This window comes from Arthrobacter sp. SlRoot2-15 (genome assembly GCF_059739345.1).
In genome coordinates this window covers 3,135,543-3,152,070 of record NZ_AP046058.1, presented here as the reverse complement: position 1 = coordinate 3,152,070, position 16,528 = coordinate 3,135,543, and the positions used below count along the sequence as shown (strand labels likewise).

General features: G+C 70.3%; 15 protein-coding genes. 4 read left to right on the top strand and 11 right to left on the bottom strand.

The window, feature by feature from the left end:
- Nucleotides 1-5: 5 nt before the first annotated feature.
- The 5 genes from AC6I9V_RS14565 to AC6I9V_RS14545 form a co-directional block, all read right to left on the bottom strand.
- Nucleotides 6-1,577: a transporter gene (locus AC6I9V_RS14565; RefSeq protein WP_497899927.1), complete on the bottom strand. Its 1,572-nt coding sequence runs from the start codon at nucleotides 1,575-1,577 to the stop codon at nucleotides 6-8.
- Nucleotides 1,559-2,332 carry an ABC transporter ATP-binding protein gene (locus AC6I9V_RS14560; RefSeq protein ID WP_497899926.1) on the bottom strand — a complete coding sequence of 258 codons (774 nt, stop codon included), beginning with the start codon at nucleotides 2,330-2,332 and terminating at the stop codon, nucleotides 1,559-1,561. The genes AC6I9V_RS14565 and AC6I9V_RS14560 overlap by 19 nt, the downstream gene beginning before the upstream one ends.
- Before the next feature lie 25 nt (nucleotides 2,333-2,357).
- Complete coding sequence (locus tag AC6I9V_RS14555) at nucleotides 2,358-3,458, bottom strand: NADH:flavin oxidoreductase/NADH oxidase (protein WP_497899925.1); 1,101 nt, start codon at nucleotides 3,456-3,458, stop codon at nucleotides 2,358-2,360.
- The gene (locus AC6I9V_RS14550) at nucleotides 3,458-4,450 is read right to left on the bottom strand and encodes a co-chaperone YbbN (RefSeq protein WP_497899924.1); all 993 of its coding nucleotides are present in this window, start codon (nucleotides 4,448-4,450) and stop codon (nucleotides 3,458-3,460) included. The genes AC6I9V_RS14555 and AC6I9V_RS14550 overlap by 1 nt, the downstream gene beginning before the upstream one ends.
- A gap of 131 nt (nucleotides 4,451-4,581) precedes the next feature.
- Entirely contained in the window at nucleotides 4,582-6,384 is a 1,803-nt protein-coding gene (locus AC6I9V_RS14545; protein WP_497899923.1) for a hypothetical protein, read from the bottom strand.
- Nucleotides 6,385-6,586: 202 nt separating this feature from the next.
- On the opposite strand from AC6I9V_RS14545, the gene AC6I9V_RS14540 reads away from it, so the two are divergent.
- Entirely contained in the window at nucleotides 6,587-7,894 is a 1,308-nt protein-coding gene (locus AC6I9V_RS14540; protein ID WP_497899922.1) for an AI-2E family transporter, read from the top strand.
- Between the two features lie 78 nt (nucleotides 7,895-7,972).
- Here AC6I9V_RS14540 and AC6I9V_RS14535 read toward each other — a convergent pair whose 3' ends face one another.
- Together AC6I9V_RS14535 and AC6I9V_RS14530 are read right to left on the bottom strand one after the other, a co-directional pair.
- On the bottom strand, nucleotides 7,973-8,770 hold the full coding sequence (locus AC6I9V_RS14535) for an alpha/beta hydrolase (protein ID WP_497899921.1): 798 nt from the start codon (nucleotides 8,768-8,770) through the stop codon (nucleotides 7,973-7,975).
- 61 nt (nucleotides 8,771-8,831) lie between these two features.
- Complete coding sequence (locus tag AC6I9V_RS14530) at nucleotides 8,832-9,194, bottom strand: Rv1322 family protein (protein ID WP_497899920.1); 363 nt, start codon at nucleotides 9,192-9,194, stop codon at nucleotides 8,832-8,834.
- 59 nt (nucleotides 9,195-9,253) lie between these two features.
- Here AC6I9V_RS14530 and nucS point away from each other — a divergent pair, with 59 nt between their 5' ends.
- The 3 genes from nucS (at nucleotide 9,254) to AC6I9V_RS14515 (ending at nucleotide 11,746) form a co-directional block, all read left to right on the top strand.
- Nucleotides 9,254-9,949, top strand: coding sequence for an endonuclease NucS (nucS, locus tag AC6I9V_RS14525; RefSeq protein WP_349412194.1), 696 nt, complete (start codon nucleotides 9,254-9,256; stop codon nucleotides 9,947-9,949).
- A 49-nt stretch (nucleotides 9,950-9,998) separates the two neighbouring features.
- Nucleotides 9,999-11,219: an N-acetylglucosamine-6-phosphate deacetylase gene (locus AC6I9V_RS14520; protein WP_497899919.1), complete on the top strand. Its 1,221-nt coding sequence runs from the start codon at nucleotides 9,999-10,001 to the stop codon at nucleotides 11,217-11,219.
- A 323-nt stretch (nucleotides 11,220-11,542) separates the two neighbouring features.
- The gene (locus tag AC6I9V_RS14515) at nucleotides 11,543-11,746 is read left to right on the top strand and encodes a cold-shock protein (RefSeq protein WP_011692441.1); all 204 of its coding nucleotides are present in this window, start codon (nucleotides 11,543-11,545) and stop codon (nucleotides 11,744-11,746) included.
- A gap of 186 nt (nucleotides 11,747-11,932) precedes the next feature.
- On the opposite strand, the gene AC6I9V_RS14510 is transcribed toward AC6I9V_RS14515, so the two are convergent.
- The 4 genes from AC6I9V_RS14510 to AC6I9V_RS14495 are packed head-to-tail and all read right to left on the bottom strand — an operon-like array spanning nucleotide 11,933 to nucleotide 16,527.
- Nucleotides 11,933-14,431 carry a phosphatidylglycerol lysyltransferase domain-containing protein gene (locus tag AC6I9V_RS14510; RefSeq protein ID WP_497899918.1) on the bottom strand — a complete coding sequence of 833 codons (2,499 nt, stop codon included), beginning with the start codon at nucleotides 14,429-14,431 and terminating at the stop codon, nucleotides 11,933-11,935.
- Nucleotides 14,428-15,795 (bottom strand): alpha/beta hydrolase, encoded by a 1,368-nt coding sequence (locus tag AC6I9V_RS14505; RefSeq protein WP_497899917.1) that lies wholly within the window; start codon nucleotides 15,793-15,795, stop codon nucleotides 14,428-14,430. The genes AC6I9V_RS14510 and AC6I9V_RS14505 overlap by 4 nt, the downstream gene beginning before the upstream one ends.
- 5 nt (nucleotides 15,796-15,800) lie before the next feature.
- Nucleotides 15,801-16,232, bottom strand: coding sequence for a DUF2550 domain-containing protein (locus AC6I9V_RS14500; protein WP_497899916.1), 432 nt, complete (start codon nucleotides 16,230-16,232; stop codon nucleotides 15,801-15,803).
- Nucleotides 16,233-16,242: 10 nt separating this feature from the next.
- Nucleotides 16,243-16,527 (bottom strand): F0F1 ATP synthase subunit epsilon, encoded by a 285-nt coding sequence (locus AC6I9V_RS14495; RefSeq protein ID WP_104172348.1) that lies wholly within the window; start codon nucleotides 16,525-16,527, stop codon nucleotides 16,243-16,245.
- Nucleotide 16,528 lies beyond the last annotated feature (1 nt).

The window sequence follows — 16,528 nt, the reverse complement described above, 5'->3', positions numbered from 1 at the left end:
CCCGGTCAGCGGTTGACGGCCAGCTGGGCGAGCAGTTCGGGCGTGCGCGCGTCGAACCACCTACCGCCAAGGCGCACCCCGGTGACAAACAGGGCGAAGCCCAGGACCGGACCCACGCCCAGGCAGATCCAGCCCGGCACCGTGCCGCCGCCGGCGAGCTGCAGCGCCACCAGCGCCACCTCGGGGCTGACCAGGAGCAGCAGGACCGCCATGCCGCCGAACTGGACGGCCAGGGTCTGCGCAACGTTGCCCGGCGGCTTCTTGAAGGGGCTCTCGCCGGGCAGCGGCACCGGCATGGTGTAGCGAGCCGAGACCACCGAGGACAGCCCCAGGCCGGTGAACAGCACCCCCAGCGCCAGGCCCAGGATGCCGGGCAGCAGCGCCCACGTTCCGGTGAAGAACAACGGGAGGACGCTGAAGGACAGCACCACCGGCAGGGCGAACACCAGGCATGCGACGGCCCGTCCAAGCCTGTCGTGCAGGCCTCGCACACCGGCGGAGACGTGCAGCGCGAAGGCCGTGCTGTCGTAGGAGACGTCCGAGGAGATGGACCAGGCGAGCAGGAAGGCGGACAGCGGGCCGACGAACAGCAGGAGGCCGTAGAACCCCGACTGGCTGGCCTGGAACAGCAGCAGCACGGGCAGCAGCGGAACCACCACCAGCGCCCCGGCGTAGCGTGGATCGCGCAGCCAGTAGCTGAGCGAGCGGGCTACGATCGCGCCGGTCGGCGTGGCCGGAACAATCCCGAACAGCCCCAGGCCGGACGCCTTCTTTTTGGCGGTGCCCGCGTAGGGCGGAGTGACGAGTGCCCGCTGCAGCAGCACCTTCCAGCACAGCGCCAGCCCGGCCAGGCTGGCGACGGCGATGAGCAGCTTGAGCGCCGCGGGACCGTAGTGGCCGGCGGCGAGCTCCCCGCCCAGGGCCCAGGCCGCTCCGGCGGGGGTCCACTCCAGGAACCGGGCGAGGTCCCCCATAAAGCCCGCGGATCCGGCGATCCCGCGGGCGACGCCGGCCACGATCGGGCCCATCAGCACCAGCGGGATCAGGAACGCTACCCCGCTGACGTCCCTGAACCGCCGCGACGTGGCCAGGCCCGCCGTGCCGGCCGTGACCACCTTGGAAAGCACCACGCAGGTCAGCACCCCAAGGACCGCGCCGGCCAGGGCACCGGCGGCGGCCGGGAACCCCCGCGACCAGGTGCCCACGGTGGCCAGCGCCACGAGCGCCGTCGACGCTCCGGGGATGCCGATCAGCCCGGCCAGGGCCAGGCCCGCGAGCAGCTGCGGCACCGGCACGGCGAAGGTCGTAAAGCGGGCGGGGTCCAGTGTCAGGTCGGCCGCGGAGGCCACAATCGGGATGACCGCCCAGCCCAGCACCGCGGCGGCGCCGCCCAGCACCACCACCGTCTGCGCCGTGGCGACGTCGGCCTGGCGCAGGAGCAGCAGCCCCGCGACGCCGACGCCGACGATGCCGAGGGCGTACAGGGTCCCGATGGCCAGGCCCACCAGCTGCCAGGGGCTGCGCCTGAGGCTGTTGCGCAGCAGCGTGAGCTTGAGCCTCAGAAGGTGCGCAACCATTCGAGCCCTTCCGCGTGGCTGCGGCCGCCGACCAGCTCGACGAACCGGTCCTCCAGCGACTGGCCGGCCCGCACCTCGTCAACGCGGCCCGCGGCCAGCACCCGGCCGCCCGCCACCACCGCGACGTGGTCGCACATCCGCTGGACAAGATCCATCACATGGCTGGAGACGATCACGGTGCCGCCGGAGGCGACGTAGCGGTCCAGGATGTCACGGATATTGGCCGCGGAGACCGGATCCACCGATTCGAACGGCTCGTCCAGCACCAGCAGCCGCGGGGCGTGGATCAGGGCCGAGGCCAGGGCGATCTTCTTGGTCATGCCGGCGGAGTAGTCCACCACCAGTGTGCCGGCGTCCTGGCTGAGGTCCAGGGCGGCGAGCAGCTCGGCGACCCGCGACGCCACCACGTCCCGCTCCATGCCGCGCAGCAGGCCCGCGTAGCTGACCAGTTGCTCACCGGTCAGCCGGTCGAAAAGACGGACCCCGTCCGGCAGCACGCCCATCAGTTTCTTGGCCTGCAGCGGGTGCTGCCAGACATCCACCCCGTGGACCAGGGCGGTGCCGAAGTCCGGCCGCAGCAGCCCGGTCGCCATCGAGAGTGTGGTGGTCTTGCCGGCGCCGTTGGGCCCGACGATCCCGTAGAAGGAGCCCGCCGGCACGTCGAGGCTGATGCCGTCGACGGCGATCTTGGTGCCGAAGCGTTTGGCCAGCCCTCGCAGGGCGAGCGCCGGAACGGGCGGTTGCTCGAAAGTCATGTCGTTAGACTAACCGCCGCGGCGCCTAGAACGTATGACGCGGGATCGCCCGTTCGTACTGCGGCGGCCAGGCCAGCTCGTGGCCCAGCTCGAAGGCCGCCCGCAGCCACCAGTGCGGGTCCCGCAGCGCGGCCCGGGCGATGAAGACGCCGTCGGCCTGCCCGGTGGCCACCGCGTGCTCGGCCTGGCCCGCGGAGGTCAGCAGCCCCACGGTGCCGGTGCGGATTCCGGCTTCGCGCCGGATCCGGGCGCTGAAGCCGGTCTGGTAGCCGGGGCCCACCGGAATCGACTGGTGGGCAACGGCCCCGCCGCTGGAGACGTCCACGAGGTCCACCCCGTGCTCGCCCGCCGCCCGGGCCAGCCGCACCGAGGCCTCGGCGTCGATGCCGCCCTCGGCCCAGTCGGAGGCGGAGATACGCAGCAGCAGCGGCATGGAATCGGGGATGACGGTCCGCACGGCGTCAATGACGGCCAGGGTCAACCGGTTGCGGCCCTGCTCATTCCCGCCCCAGCTGTCCGTGCGGTCGTTGACCAGCGGGCTCTGGAACTGGTGCAGCAGGTAGCCGTGGGCGCCATGGATCTCGATGGTGTCGAAACCGGCGCCGACCGCGCGGACGGCGGCGGCGGCGAAGTCGGCGATCACGCCGTCGATCTCCTCCTCCGTCATGGCCGACGGCGGTGCGTAGCCGTCGAAGGCCCCGGTGCCAGGGCCGACCGTGCTCCAGCCGCCGTCGGAGGCCGGGACCGTACCGCTCGTGCCCGAGAACGGCCAGTAGGAAGAGGCTTTGCGTCCGGCATGGGCGAGCTGGGTGCCGATCTTAGCGTTGGCCGAGCCATGGCGGTGCACGAACGTCACGATCCGCGCCCAGGCCTCGGCCTGGGAGTCGTTGTACAGGCCGGCATCCCGCGGGCTGATCCGGCCCGCGGCGTTGACGGCGGCGGCCTCGGTCAGGATCAGGGCCGCTCCCCCGGTGGCAAACGAGCCGAGGTGCATCAGGTGCCAGTCATTGGGCACCCCCTCGCCGGTCTCCGGCTCGCAGCTGTACTGGCACATCGGCGAAACCCAGCCGCGGTGCTCCAGCCGCAGCGAGCGCAGCTCCAGCGGGTTGAACAGGGCCGACCCCACTAGAACAGCACCCGGGCGAGGTTCTGACGGGCCTTGGCGACGCGCCCGTCCGAGGTCCCCACGACGTCGAAGAGCTCCAGCAGGCGCACCCGGGCGGTTTCGCGGGCGGGTCCGAAGTTCCGGCCGATGAACGCCACAATCCGGCCCAGTCCGTCCTCGACGTGGCCGCCGGCGATGTCCAGGTCGGCGACGGCCAGCTGGGCCTCGAGGTTGTCCGGATCTTCGGCCGCGCGGCCGCGGAGCGCGTCCGTTTCGGCGGCGGACAGCGCCTGCAGCCGGCCCATCAGCTCAACCTGGGCCAGGCCGGCCTTGGCCTCGGCGTCGGCCGGCATCTCGGTCAGCGCCTGCCGGTAGGCCGCCGCGGCGCCGGCGTAGTCGCCGGCCTCGATCGCGTCGAATGCCTTCTGGTGCAGCGGCGGCAGCGGAGGAGCCTCGGGCTCGGCCGCGCCGGAGCCGGCTCCGATCCGGCCGGTCACCCCGTTGGCGGCGGCCACCTTGAGGAGTTCATCGAACAGGCTGCGGACCTGCTGTTCGTCCGCCCCGCCCTGGAACAGCGGCACCGGCTGGCCCTTGACCAGGGCGACGGCGGTCGGAACAGCCTGGACCTGGAAGGCCTGCGCAAGCTGGGGGAAGGCGTCGATGTCGGCGGCGCCCAGGACCAGCCGGCCCTCGTAGCCCTCCACGATCTGCTCCAGCGCATCGACCAGCTGGGCGGAGCCGGGCGAGTAGCCGGCCCAGAGGGCAATTACCACGGGGACCTTGGCTGAGAGGTCCACGAGTTCCTGGAAGTTGGCCTCTGTGACGTCCACCCGCAGCGGCGCGACGGCGCCGTCCTGGGCCCCGGCAGCGGGACCGGTTCCGGGGGCGGGCTGCTGTCCGGGGCCCGCCGGCGGGGCGGGCCGCTGTTTCAGCGAGGAAAGGTCGACGGCGCCCCGCAGGTTGAGCGGGTTGGCGGCAGCTGGCGGGACCGGGCGGGAAGCGGGCGAAGTCATAGCTCCACTCTATCCACTACGCCCCGAGCAGCAACGACGGAAGCAGCAACGACCGGGCCGCGGTGGCGGCCCGGTCGTTGGTCCTGCTGTGTCTACTGCGTTGGCCACCGGCGCGGCGGCCCCCGGCGGGGCTACTTAAACTTGGCCCCCACCAGGCCGCGGGTGGCGGCGACCAGCTTCATCGGGTCCTTGGAACCGGCCGGCGGCACATAGACGGCCACGGATTCGGCGAAGTTCAGGACCATGCCGGTGCTGGTGTCCTTGCCCCCGGCGAGGGCCGCCGCGTCGTCGCCGATCGTCAGCTTGTCACCGGAGTTCTTGGGCGTGCCGTCGAAGGCGAAGTTCAGCCGGCCCAGGACCAGCGCGCCGCCGTCGGCGGTGCGGAACACTACGGTGTTCTCCGGAGCAACCTTGTGGCTGAAGGCGAAGGTGCCATTCGCCCCGGAGTTCACCACGTCGTTCTGGTAGGCCAGGGTGTCCGCGATGTACGGCGAGGACTGTCCTTCGGCCAGCTTGTCCTTGAAGGCCGAGTCGGCGGAGGACAGGCGGTCGCCCAGCCCCGCGAGCGCTTCCTCGCCGCTGTACAGCAGCCCGGACTTGTCCGAGGGCGCCAGGGTTTCGGTGCCCCCGCGGTTGATGCCCGGGAAGGTGGTGCCCGGCTGCAGCGGGGTGGCCTCGACGAGCTTGTAGTTCTCCCGGGGGGAGGCCTGCACCAGGGTCAGCAACTGCGGGACGACGTTGCCGTCACCCTGTGTCACGGCCATCACGGAGCGCGGCCATTCGCGCTTGTTGCTCACCACGGTTGTCAGGAGCTTGGTGGAGCGCACCGGCATCCGGGGCTCGTAGCTGCCCACCTGGGCGCGGATCTTGTAGTTCTGGGTGCGCACGTCCAGCTCCGAGCCTGCCACCCGGGGCGCCAGCTTGGCGGCGTCCTTGGCGGCGTCGCCGGCGTCGACCGCGCCGCCGACCTGTTCGAGGATACGGCGGAACTGGGCATCCAGCAGCACCGGGGTGCCGGCACCCTTGGCCGCGGCCGAGGAGCCGCTCGGTGCCGGCGAGGGAGCCTGGCTGGCCTGCGCCGCGACGCCGGTGCCGGCGACCGCGGCGGCGGTCAGCAGGGCGACTGCGGCGCCGGTAGCGCGGCGGGCGGCGGGGGCAACCCGGTTCTCGGTGACGCCGCGGTCGGCGGCGCCCTCCGGGGCCCGCGCACCGCCGGCGTTGCGGGCCTTGGCCCGGGCAATTGCCTGGGCGCGGGCGCGGCGGGCGAAGAGGCTGCCCTGGCGGGGGGCGCCCGTTCCGGCGGAGTCGTCGTCGTCGGTGGCGCCGCGCTTGGGCTTGAGCAGCAGCAGTGCCGCGCCGGCCAGGATCAGCAGCCCCCCGAGCACCATCAGCGGGATGGCCCACGGGGTGGACGTGTCATTCGGGAACGTCATCGAGATCGAGGACGGCGCCGGCTTGGTGCCGTCGGAGGCCAGCAGCAGGGACCAGTCGCCGTCAGCCGGCGGGGTCCACGAGTAGTTCAGCTCGCCGTTGGCGTTCTCGGTCGTCACCCAGAGGTCCGAGCCTGCCGGGGATGGTGCCGTGGCTTCGCCGTCGGCGTGCTTGAGCTGCAGTGCCTTGCCGTCGTCCGAGACGCCGGTGACGGTGTTGTGAGCGGTCTTCCCGACCCACGCGTCGACGTCATCCGGGCGGCCGGACGCGAGGGTGAAGTTACCCTCGCCCTTGACCGTGATCTTTACCGTGCCGCCGTGCAGGGTGCGCAGCTTCTCGTCGATGACGGTCAACGGGGCGGCGGTCCCGCCGGCGGGCGCGACGGCGGTGACGGTTGCGGGCGGGGCCCACACCGTCTTCTGGCCGACGCCGGCCAGCAGTGTCAGGAGGCCGAGCAGCACTAGTGCAACTGCAGTCTTGAAACGCAAAATATTACCTATCATCAGCGGACACGTAGCTTTAACAGTAACCGTTTTGTTACCTGCGAGTCAGATCGAGCGCCGTTCCGGTCCCTGCCCGGGACCCCTCCGGCCCCGCCGACCCGCCGTATGACAAGGCTGCTGATAGTGTTTGCGGTGATCGTCACACCCGGCCCGCAACCGCGGAGTTGCAGGGAAATACCAGAGAAAAAGGGCATTCAACGCAGTGACTGAACCCACGGATCCGTCCCCCTCGGGACACGCAGCCACCCAGGAATCCGGTAGCCAGCCACGCGGCCCGCTCGAGCCGGCCCCGCAGCACTCCGCCCCGCGGGCAGCCGCGGCCGGCTTCCTGATCTCGATGGCACGGCGCCTGCGCCAGCCGCTCCCCGGAGCCCAGCCGCGGCTGCGGTTCGAGATGCCCCCCGAGCAGGAGGAGTCCGAATCCGGCGCCGACAGCGGGAACACCGCGCGCTTCGGCGACCCGGGGCCCCGGATGTCAGCGCAGCACCCGCTCTATGTCGGCTTTTTGGGCACGGTCGGTGTCGGCGCCGCGCTGCTGGTGTACTGGATCGGCTCCCACACCACCCAGCTGCTGCTCTGGATCGTGACCGCACTCTTTATTGCCCTCGGCCTGGATCCGGTGGTCCGCTGGCTCGAGGGCCGGAAGGTGCCGCGTCCGGCGGGCATCCTGGTCTCGGTCGCCGTCCTGGCCCTGGCCGTCGCGGGCTTCTTCGCCGTCCTGATCCCCACGATCGTCCAGCAGGTGACGCAAATCGTGCAGGAGGCACCGCGCTGGGTCCAGGATTTCATCGACTCCGATTTCTTCCGCACGCTCGACAACCAGTTCGGCGTGCGTGAACGCATCAGCCAGGAACTCGAGAAGTTCGTCAACAACCCGGACGCCATGGGCGGCATCTTCGGCGGCGTTGTGGGCTTCGGTTCCACCGTGGCGAACGGCCTGTTCGGCGCCCTCATCGTCCTGGTCCTGAGCCTCTACTTCCTCTCAGCCATGCCGTCCATGAAGAAGTGGGGCTACCGGCTGGCGCCGCGCTCCCGCCGCGCCCGGGTCGAGGCGCTGTCCGAGGAGATCACCGGCTCCGTCGGCAACTACGTCATCGGCCAGGTCTGCGTGGCGCTGCTGAACGCCACTTTCGCCTTCATTGTGATGTCGATTGTGGGTGTCCCGTTCGCGGTGCTGCTCGCGTTTGTGGTGGCCCTGCTGGCCTTCATTCCGCTGGTGGGCGGCATGATCGCCGGCGTCCTAGTGACCCTGATCGCGCTCACCGCGGGCTGGCAGACGGCCGTGGTGTTCGCGATCTGCTACTTCGCCTACCTCCAGTTCGAGGCCTACTTCATCTCCCCGCGCATTATGCAGAAGGCCGTCGCGGTGCCCGGCGCGGTGGCCGTGATCTCGGTCATCGCCGGCGGCAGCCTGCTCGGCGTGCTCGGCGCCCTGATCGCCATCCCGACGGCGGCGGCGATCATGCTGCTGGTAAAGGAAATCTTCATCGTGCGCCAGGACAAGCACTAGGGTTTTTCGCGCCGGAAACGGACAGCCGCTGCGTGGATCCACGCAGCGGCTGTCCGTTTCTGCAGCGTTTTCCCGGCGTCAGGCGTGCGCGGTGGCGACCGGGCCGTCCCATTCCTCGGGCAGCGCCGCAGCCGCCCCGCCCGGCAGCACCTCGGCCACGATCTCGTTGAGCACCCGGCCGGCGTACTTCTCGCCCACCCAGAGGTGCTTGGCGCCGTCAACGCCCACGACGTCGGCCTGCGGCACCAGGGCGAAGCGTTCCGCGGCGGCCGCGGGCTGGAGGTAGTCGTCGTGTTCGGGGACCAGGACCTTCAGCGGCTTGCCGGCGGCGGCCCATTCCTTGAGGTGCACGTCCGTGGCCCGGTGCAGCGGCGGCGAGAGCAGGATGGCGCCCTCGATCTCCGCGGCCACCGGCTCCGTGGCGCCGTACATCAGGGCCAGCTCGGTGCCGAAGGACCAGCCGACCAGCCAGCGGTTGGGCAGTCCGCGCTCGACGGCGAAGCGGACCGCCGCCTCGACGTCGAGCCGCTCGCCGATGCCTTCCTCGAAGCTGCCCTGGCTGGTCCCCCGCGGCGAGGAGGTTCCCCGGGTGTTGAACCGGAGCACCGCAATGCCGGCGAGGGCGGGCAGCCGGTAGGAGGCCTTGCGGTAGACGTGGGAGTCCATGAAGCCGCCGTGGGTCGGCAGCGGGTGCAGGGTAATCAGGGTGGCCTTGATCTCGCCGTACTCCGGAACGGCGAGCTCGCCGACCAGCCGGTGGCCGTCCCCGGTGCGCAGTTCCACGTTCTCCCGGCGGGCCGGGAGCACGGTTGAGGCACGGATGGCGGTGGGCGCGGAGGGCTGGCTGAACACGTAGGACGCCGGGTCGAAAGTCATGCCCCCAGCTTAGCGAAACCGCCCGGCGGCCATGGCCCACTGAGCGGGTCAGCGGAGCGGGTCAGCGGTAACGGTAGCTGCGCGAGGTCCAGCAGTTGGAGTGCCAGTGCCGCCGCTCGGCGAGGCCCGCGGCCGCCCCGAAGATGTGGTCCTCGGACCAGACCACCAGATGCGCGGTGCCCGGCGTCACGGCCGTGAAGCAGCCGGGACAGATGTAGGTCTTCCCGGCCCGGCTGGCGGAGATCGAACGGACCATCCACTCCCCGTCGGGGGCGCTCTCCCGCCGCGCGATCCCGGTGCGGGCGCGTTCCAGGTCCAGTTCCGGCGCGGGACCGGCGGCGTGCTTGCCGGCCGCCGTCCGTCCGGCCCGGCCGGAGGGGGCCTTCCCTGATGCGGATCGGCGGGGTCGGTTGGAACGGGGCATGGTTCCATTCTGCCCCAGCCCGGGTGCCCGTTGTCCCCGCAGGCGGTAGTGTTGACCGGGTGCGTTTAGTCATAGCCCGTTGCTCCGTTGATTATGTCGGCCGGCTCAAAGCCCATCTCCCGCTCGCCACCCGGCTGCTGCTGGTCAAGGCCGACGGCTCGGTTCTGGTCCACTCTGACGGCGGATCCTACAAGCCGCTCAACTGGATGAGCCCGCCGGCGCGCCTGAGCGTCTCCACCCCGGACGAGGTCGACGTCGAAGTCGGTGTTATCGAGCAGTGGACCGTGCAGTCCGCGAAGACGGACGACCGGCTGATCATCAACATCCACGAGCAGCTTCACGACACCTCCCACGAGCTGGGCCAGGACCCCGGACTGATCAAGGACGGGGTCGAGGCGGACCTGCAGCGGCTGCTGGCCGAGCAGATCGAGACCCTCGGGGCCGGCTTCTCGCTGATCCGCCGCGAGTACTTCACCGCGATCGGCCCGGTGGACATCCTGGCCCGCGACGCCAGCGGCGGCACCGTCGCCATCGAACTCAAGCGGCGCGGGGACATCGACGGCGTCGAGCAGCTCACCCGCTACCTGGAGCTCCTGAACCGCGATCCCCTGCTGGCGCCCGTGCGCGGGATCTTTGCCGCCCAGCAGATCAAGCCGCAGGCGAAGGTGCTGGCGAACGACCGCGGCATCGACTGCGTCACGCTGGACTACGACGCCATGCGCGGCGTCGACGACAGCGAGTCCAGGCTCTTCTAGGGCCCGGTTTTTCCAAGGCCCGGCACCGGACGCCCCCTAGACTCTGACCATGAATCCCGCACCGGCCGGCCGGCAGCTCCTGTTTGGCACGGTCGTCAGCGACGGGGCCCTGCAGGAGGACGCGGTCGTGGCCGTCGACGGCGGCCGGATCGCCTACGCCGGCCCGGCGGCTGGGTTCCCCGGGGCCGCCGGCTTCGCCGACGCCCCCGCGGTGCCCCTTCCGTCCGGCGCCCTGATCCTGCCAGGCCTGGTGGACCTGCACTGCCACGGCGCGTACGGCGGCGACTTTCCCAGTGGCGGCGAGGCCGCGGCGAGGCGGGCGATCGATTTCCTGCACCGCTCCGGCACCACGACGCTGCTGGCGAGCCTGGTCACCGCCGCGCCGGAGTCACTGCTGCGCGCGATTGCCGTGCACGCCCGGTTGGCCGGGGAGGGGCTGCTGGCCGGTATCCATCTGGAGGGCCCGTTCCTCTCGGCGGCCCGGTGCGGCGCCCAGGACCCCGCCTTCCTGCGTGACCCCGATCCGGATCTCCTGGCCGAGCTGCTCGGCGCCGCCCGCGGCACGCTTGCCGTCATGACCTTCGCCCCGGAACTTGCCGGCGCGGACGGCCTGGTCCGGCTGCTCGCCGGGCAGGGAGTGGTTCCCTCGCTCGGGCACACCGACTGCGACGACGCCACGGCGGCCGCCGCGCTGCAGCTGGCTGCCGAGGCCCTGCGGGGGTCCCCCGGCGGCCGGCGGCCCACCGTCACCCACCTCTTCAACGCCATGCCGCCCCTGCACCACCGGGCACCCGGACCCGTCGCGGCGTGCCTGCGCGGCGCGGCGGCCGGCCGGGCGGTCCTGGAACTTGTCGCCGACGGCACGCATCTGGATCCGGTGGTCGTGGCCACGGTGTTCCAGCTGGCCGGGGCGGCCAACATTGCGCTCGTGACCGACTCCATGGCGGCAGCCGGGCTGCCCGACGGCGGCTACACCCTGGGCGGCTCCGCCGTCACGGTCGCGGACGGCGTCGCCCGCCTCGATGCCGGCGGGGCCCTCGCCGGCGGCACCGCCACACTGCTCGAGGTCGTGCGGCGCACCGTGGCCGCCGGCGTGCCGCTGCCCGACGCCGTCCGCTCCGCCACCGCGGTCCCGGCCGCCGTCCTCGGCCTGTCCGGCGAGCTCGGCTCGCTCCGGCCGGGGCTGCGCGCCGACGCCGTCGTCGTCAATTCCCGCCTGGACCTTTACCGCGTAATGCGCGGCGGGGAATGGCTGGCGCCGCTTTCCTAATGTCCGGTTCCTGCCGGTTCGCCGCACCATTGCACCCCACCAATGCACCCGCATTCCACCCCGGCGGCGGCGTTCATGCACTCTTTAGATAAAATTTCGCTCAATAATGCGCCGGGCCCGTTGACCTGACGGGAGGGGCATGAAATTCTTATAGGAGTCTTTGTGTAGGTGTTTTTCATGCTCGCAAGACATGTTGCGAGCGCGAAGCTCCTGCCGCCCAGGCCCGGGTAATCCGGGCGGAAGCCAAGGTTCTTCTCGCAGAGTGACCAAGTCCGGTGCAAAGTGCGCCGGATTTCTTCAAGATCCACCATGAGGAGAATTAAATGGCACAGGGAACCGTCAAGTGGTTCAACGCTGAAAAGGGCTTCGGCTTCATCACCCCGGATGACTCCGACGGCGATGTCTTCGTTCACTACTCCGAGATCCAGACCGGCGGCTTCAAGACCCTCGACGAGAACCAGCGGGTTCAGTTCGAGATCGGCCAGGGCGCCAAGGGCCCCCAGGCTACCGGCGTCACGCTGGTCTAGTCTCCCCCGGCAGGCCCGCCCCAGGGCGGCCCGCTAAAGAATGATCCCCGGCGAAATCGCCGGGGATCATTTTTTGTTATTGTCCGCTGCGGAATTCTTCAGCCCGTCCGGGGGCGCCGCGCGCGGACCCGAATTGCACCGGCCTGAATGCATATTCCGGCCTGGTAAAGCTCTGCGGAAATTTCTTTAGCGCACCAGCGTCCGGAGCAGGCGCGCGCTCTGCCGCACCGAAAGGTCCGGCAGATAGGCGCGGCTCAACGCCCGCCCCATGGCCGGCAGCTGCAGCGGATCCTGGTAGTACAGATAGAGGGTGCGGTATTCCGGTTTGAACCGCGATTTGAACGTGGCCAGCGAGCGGAATCCGTACACCGGTTCCAGCGCCCGGCCCACCACGTCGAGGATTCCGGCCAGCCCCTCCCCCGCTTTCGGTCCGTCCCCGCTCTCGCCCCGGGCCTCGTCCCTGGCCTCGTCGCGGGCCAGCGGCGAACCCGAGAGCGAGATGAACTCCACCGAATCGCGCAGTTCCAACACGGCGGAAGCGATCAGGAACTCCATCACCCCGGGAAAGGCATCCCCGCGCCGGCGCATGAAGTCCAGGGTCCAGCTGACCAGGGTGCCGGCGTCGTACACCGGCAGCCAGCTGGTGACGCCGTGCACACGGCCCTCGGCGTCCACGGCGAGGCAGCACAGTACCTCGTCGTCTTCGAGTTCGTCCAGGCCGCCCAGGGTGAACCCCATTTCCGGGACGGACTTCTGCGCGGCCCACTCTTCCGAGACCTCACTCAACTGGGCGCGCAGCGAAGGCGAAAACTCGCTGTAGCGGCCCCAGACAGCCTCGACGCCGGTCTTGGTGGCGCGGTTCAGCGCGGTCCGCACGTTTTGCCACTCCTTGCCCTTGAAGGTGAGCTCCCGCAGGCCCAGCCGGGTCTCCTGCGCCACGGCGAGACGGCGGTAGCCCCGCGCCTGGAGCATAGGCCAGAGCTCATCGGTGCAGGAATAGAAGCACGGGATGAGGGCGTGCTCGGCGCAGTACGCCAGGAACTGCGCCGCCGTGTCCTCGCGGTTCTCCGCCGGACCGAGCGGGCCGCCCAGGGTCAGCGCCACGTTGCCGTGCTGCTGGTAGGCCACCGCCCCGCGCCGGCCTTCGCTGAACCAGTACTTGTTCGGTTCCCACAGCGCCATCCAGGACAGCGATTCGCCGCCCTGAACGATCAGCCGGCGCGCCACCTCCCGGTCCCCGGTTCCGGCATCAGTGCCGTGGTGCCGGCGCAGCAGCACGAGCCAAACCCCGGCCAGCGCCACCACCCAGAACACAATCCCCGAGAAGGCGAACAGGAACGCCTCGACGGCGTCGCGGTCCTGGAAGACACGGCTGTAGGTGCCGGGGATGGGCAACGGCAGGTACTGCCGGGCGAGCTCGGCGGCGAGGCCCAGCCAGCCGCCGCGCTCCAGGCCGCCGGCGGCAAGCCAGGCGGCGGTGTAGCCGCCTGCGAGCACCACGAAGGTCCCGCCGACCGCGACGGCGAGGATCCGTCGGGCGCGCCGTGTGGTTTCCACCCGGAACAGGCGCCGGTAGGCAAAAAGCAGCAGCACCAGGGCCAGCGGCACGGCAACCAGCGGCAGCACATGGACGAATCCGGAACCCATCACCGCCGTGTGCGGCCGGTTGGGGTAGTGCGGGATCCTGGCGAACAGCGCCAGGTAGACCGTGGACAGCGCGGTGACCCCCAGCTGGACCAGGACGGCGATGCGCAGGGCCAGCCGGCGCCCGTGCCGCATGCCGTCGGCGCAGATCAGCAGCAGCACCACGGGGACCACGGCCAGCGCCAGCCCCAGCGGCCCGGCGAAGCCTGCCCGTCCGGCTTCAAGGCAGTTGACGTCGACGGTGCCGCCGCAATTCTGCTCCAGCTGGTTCAGGGTGGGCAGCGGGTTGAGCACGACGTCGCGCAGCAGCGCGAGCGGTCCGGTGGGGGTGCGCACGGCCGCGGTCAGGATGGGCCCGACGGCGAAAATCGCCACCGTCAGGGCCAGCAGGTTGCGCGTCTCGCGGCCGGTGGAGCGGTGGCGGTGCAGCGTGCCCTTGTCCCCCTGCAGCCACCAGCCCGCCATCAGGCCAGCCAGCGCGCCCGCCAGACCCACCACGGTTTCCGGATGGCCCACGTAGAGGACCAGCAGCAGGGCCGTTGACACCACGGCCGTCCGCAGCCGGCGCTGCCAGAGGGTTGGCAGCAGCCCGCAGGCCGCCAGGGTGACCGCCAGGATGGCCGCGTACGGCCCGATCAGCCCGGCGTCCACCATCAGCCCGAGCCAGCCGTCCCCGGCGTAGCGGGCGAGCTGGGTCAGAAGCAGGAAGAGCGTCACGGCCGCAAACTGCCCGGCGAAGAAGAACACGGCGGTGCGGAGCGGGCCCAGCTGCCGCTCCGCAATCCCCAGCAGGCCGAGGATCATCAGGGACGCGGCCAGGTAGGCCAAGGGATTGGTCGCGAAGAACGGCGAGGTGAACATGGTCCACCAGCGGCCGGCCTGGAGGCCCTGGGCGCTGACCGAGGCGAAGTCGAGCAGGGACTCCGGCGGGCCTTCCAGGAAGCTGCCTGTGGCAGCCCCGGTGGCCAGGAAGGCCGCGAGCACGAACAGGGTGAAGGGAACCTGGCGGAAGTGGTGCCAGATGCTGCGGAGGCCCGTCATGGCTTGATCCCCCAGCGGCCGGCGAGAAACTCCAGGCCCCCCGGCATGCCCTTGGACGCGGCTTCCCAGGAGTGCCCAGCGTTGGGAATCCGATGGGCCTCCACGGTGAAGCCGGCGGATCGTGCCGCCGCGGAGAGCAGATCCATGTAGCCGACGAATTCCGGGTCCCGTTCGCCGGCCGCAAAGTAAATGCCGTTGCCGTTGAAGCGGCGCTCCTTCATCACGTGCAGCGGGGTCTGCCGTTCGAAGGCGGCAACGTCGCCACCGAAGGAGCCCTGGATCGTCTTGTCCCGCTCCTTGGCGAGGGCGGGTTCCTTCTCGCTTGAGAACGCCAGCGCGGCGCTGTAGACGTCGGGGTGCCGCGTCACCATCTGCATTGCGCAGGTGGCGCCGAAGGAGAAGCCACCGACCGCCCACTGGTGCGGGTCCGGATCGACGTCGAGCGTCTTGTTGATCCAGTCCGGCACGTCGCGGGAGAGGAACGTGTCCGCTTTTGCAATCCGGCTGTCCATGCACAGGGAGTTGCCGGACGGGGTTCCGTTCGGGTCGACGACGACCACCACCGGTGCCACGCCGCCGTGGACCGAGGCGAAGCGGTCCAGCCGGCTCCGCAGGGCGCCGCCGGCAAGCCAGTCTGCCGGACCGCCTGGCTGGCCGGAGAACAGGACCAGGACGGGCAGGGCAGGACGGGGCGAACTCTGGTACGCCGGCGGAAGGTAAATGTAGGCCTCCCGGCTCTGGAATCCGGAGCTCGTGCCGGGGATGGCGGCGCGGCGCATGGTCCCCTCGGGCAACGGTCCTGGAGCCCTCCACCCGGCCAGGTCGGCGGCTTCCGGGCCGCCGCCGGCGCGGGTGAGTTTCGCCTCGAGCGGCTGGATCCGGGCCACCGCAGTGCCTGCGAGGTCACTCACGGTCTGGTTCAGCCCGAAGTAAATGTTGATCTGGACCGCGGAGAGCGCGATGACTCCCAGCAGTGCGCCAACCGCCAGCGCAGTCGAGCGCAGTCGGTGCACAACCGGCCGGGTGGGTCGCGGAATGCTGGCGAGGAAGGGCCGCCGGCCCCAGATGCCGTGCAGCCGGAGCAGCCACAGCAGCAGCGCCGCGACGGCCGGAACGCTCCAGACGAGGGTCTCCCAGGGAAGTTCCTCGGGGAAAACTGACAGGACATAGATCAGCAGCAAGTGAAAGCCGGCCACGAGGCCTGCCGAGAGCATCAGCGCTGCGGTGATGACAACGGCGGAGGCGCTGATGGTATGGCGTCGTCCGCTGCGCCACAGCAGATAGGCCAGGCCGGCAATCCCGGCCACCCAGGCGATCCATAGCACCGGCCCGTCGACGAGCCGGATGTCCTCGATGAAGTCCACCGGGGCTAGCGCCAGGTGCCGACGCCGATGACCGGTCCGGCCTCGAGCCAGGAGGACAGGCCGGTGTAGGCGTCGAACCGCATGGCCAGCAGGATGTCCTGGCCCTCGTAGCGCAGTTCGACGATCACGGACCCGGGCTGCACCCTGACCAGTTCGGATTCGGTGGGTTCGCGGCGGCCAACGAGTTCGAGCGAACTGCGGCGGAAGGTGTGCTTCGGGCGCACGCTGAGCGAGGCCAGCCGGAACCACTCAAGGTCGTTGTCCTGATAACGGCAAACCCCCATCCGCCAGCTGTTTCCAGCCATGCAGATGGAGGCGTCCACCGTGCCCAGGGCGCGCCGCAGGTTGAAGCGGCGCACCCCGGAAAGGCACAGTGCAAAGACCAGCAACGCGAAAACGGTTGCCAGGACGATGAACGGAAAACCAGTAACGTTCATCAAGGTAGGGCTAGCGGATCCCCGCAGTAGCCGCGTCACCCATTTGGGCGTTGTCAGCGACAATGACGACCCGGTTGTTGTCGACGGAGAAGAACCCTCCGTCGACAACTACGGCAATGCGGTCACCGGAAACCGGCTCGATCGCCAGTTCACCTTCGGCCAGAATCGCCAGCAGGGGCGAGTGGCCGGGCAGGATTCCGATTTCACCATCGCTGGTGCGGGCCTTGACCATCTTGGCCGCTCCGGACCACACAAAGTGGTCCGCTGCGACAATCTCAACCTCAAGCTCAGCCATA

Coding starts and splice junctions, on each gene's coding strand:
- AC6I9V_RS14520 (WP_497899919.1), top strand. CDS start 9,999: ATGAATCCCGCACCGGCCGGCCGGCAGCTCCTGTTTGGCACGGTCGTC.
- AC6I9V_RS14535 (WP_497899921.1), bottom strand. CDS start 8,770: ATGACTTTCGACCCGGCGTCCTACGTGTTCAGCCAGCCCTCCGCGCCC.
- AC6I9V_RS14530 (WP_497899920.1), bottom strand. CDS start 9,194: ATGCCCCGTTCCAACCGACCCCGCCGATCCGCATCAGGGAAGGCCCCC.
- AC6I9V_RS14500 (WP_497899916.1), bottom strand. CDS start 16,232: ATGAACGTTACTGGTTTTCCGTTCATCGTCCTGGCAACCGTTTTCGCG.
- AC6I9V_RS14515 (WP_011692441.1), top strand. CDS start 11,543: ATGGCACAGGGAACCGTCAAGTGGTTCAACGCTGAAAAGGGCTTCGGC.
- AC6I9V_RS14510 (WP_497899918.1), bottom strand. CDS start 14,431: ATGACGGGCCTCCGCAGCATCTGGCACCACTTCCGCCAGGTTCCCTTC.
- AC6I9V_RS14545 (WP_497899923.1), bottom strand. CDS start 6,384: ATGATAGGTAATATTTTGCGTTTCAAGACTGCAGTTGCACTAGTGCTG.
- AC6I9V_RS14565 (WP_497899927.1), bottom strand. CDS start 1,577: ATGGTTGCGCACCTTCTGAGGCTCAAGCTCACGCTGCTGCGCAACAGC.
- AC6I9V_RS14550 (WP_497899924.1), bottom strand. CDS start 4,450: ATGACTTCGCCCGCTTCCCGCCCGGTCCCGCCAGCTGCCGCCAACCCG.
- AC6I9V_RS14495 (WP_104172348.1), bottom strand. CDS start 16,527: ATGGCTGAGCTTGAGGTTGAGATTGTCGCAGCGGACCACTTTGTGTGG.
- AC6I9V_RS14560 (WP_497899926.1), bottom strand. CDS start 2,332: ATGACTTTCGAGCAACCGCCCGTTCCGGCGCTCGCCCTGCGAGGGCTG.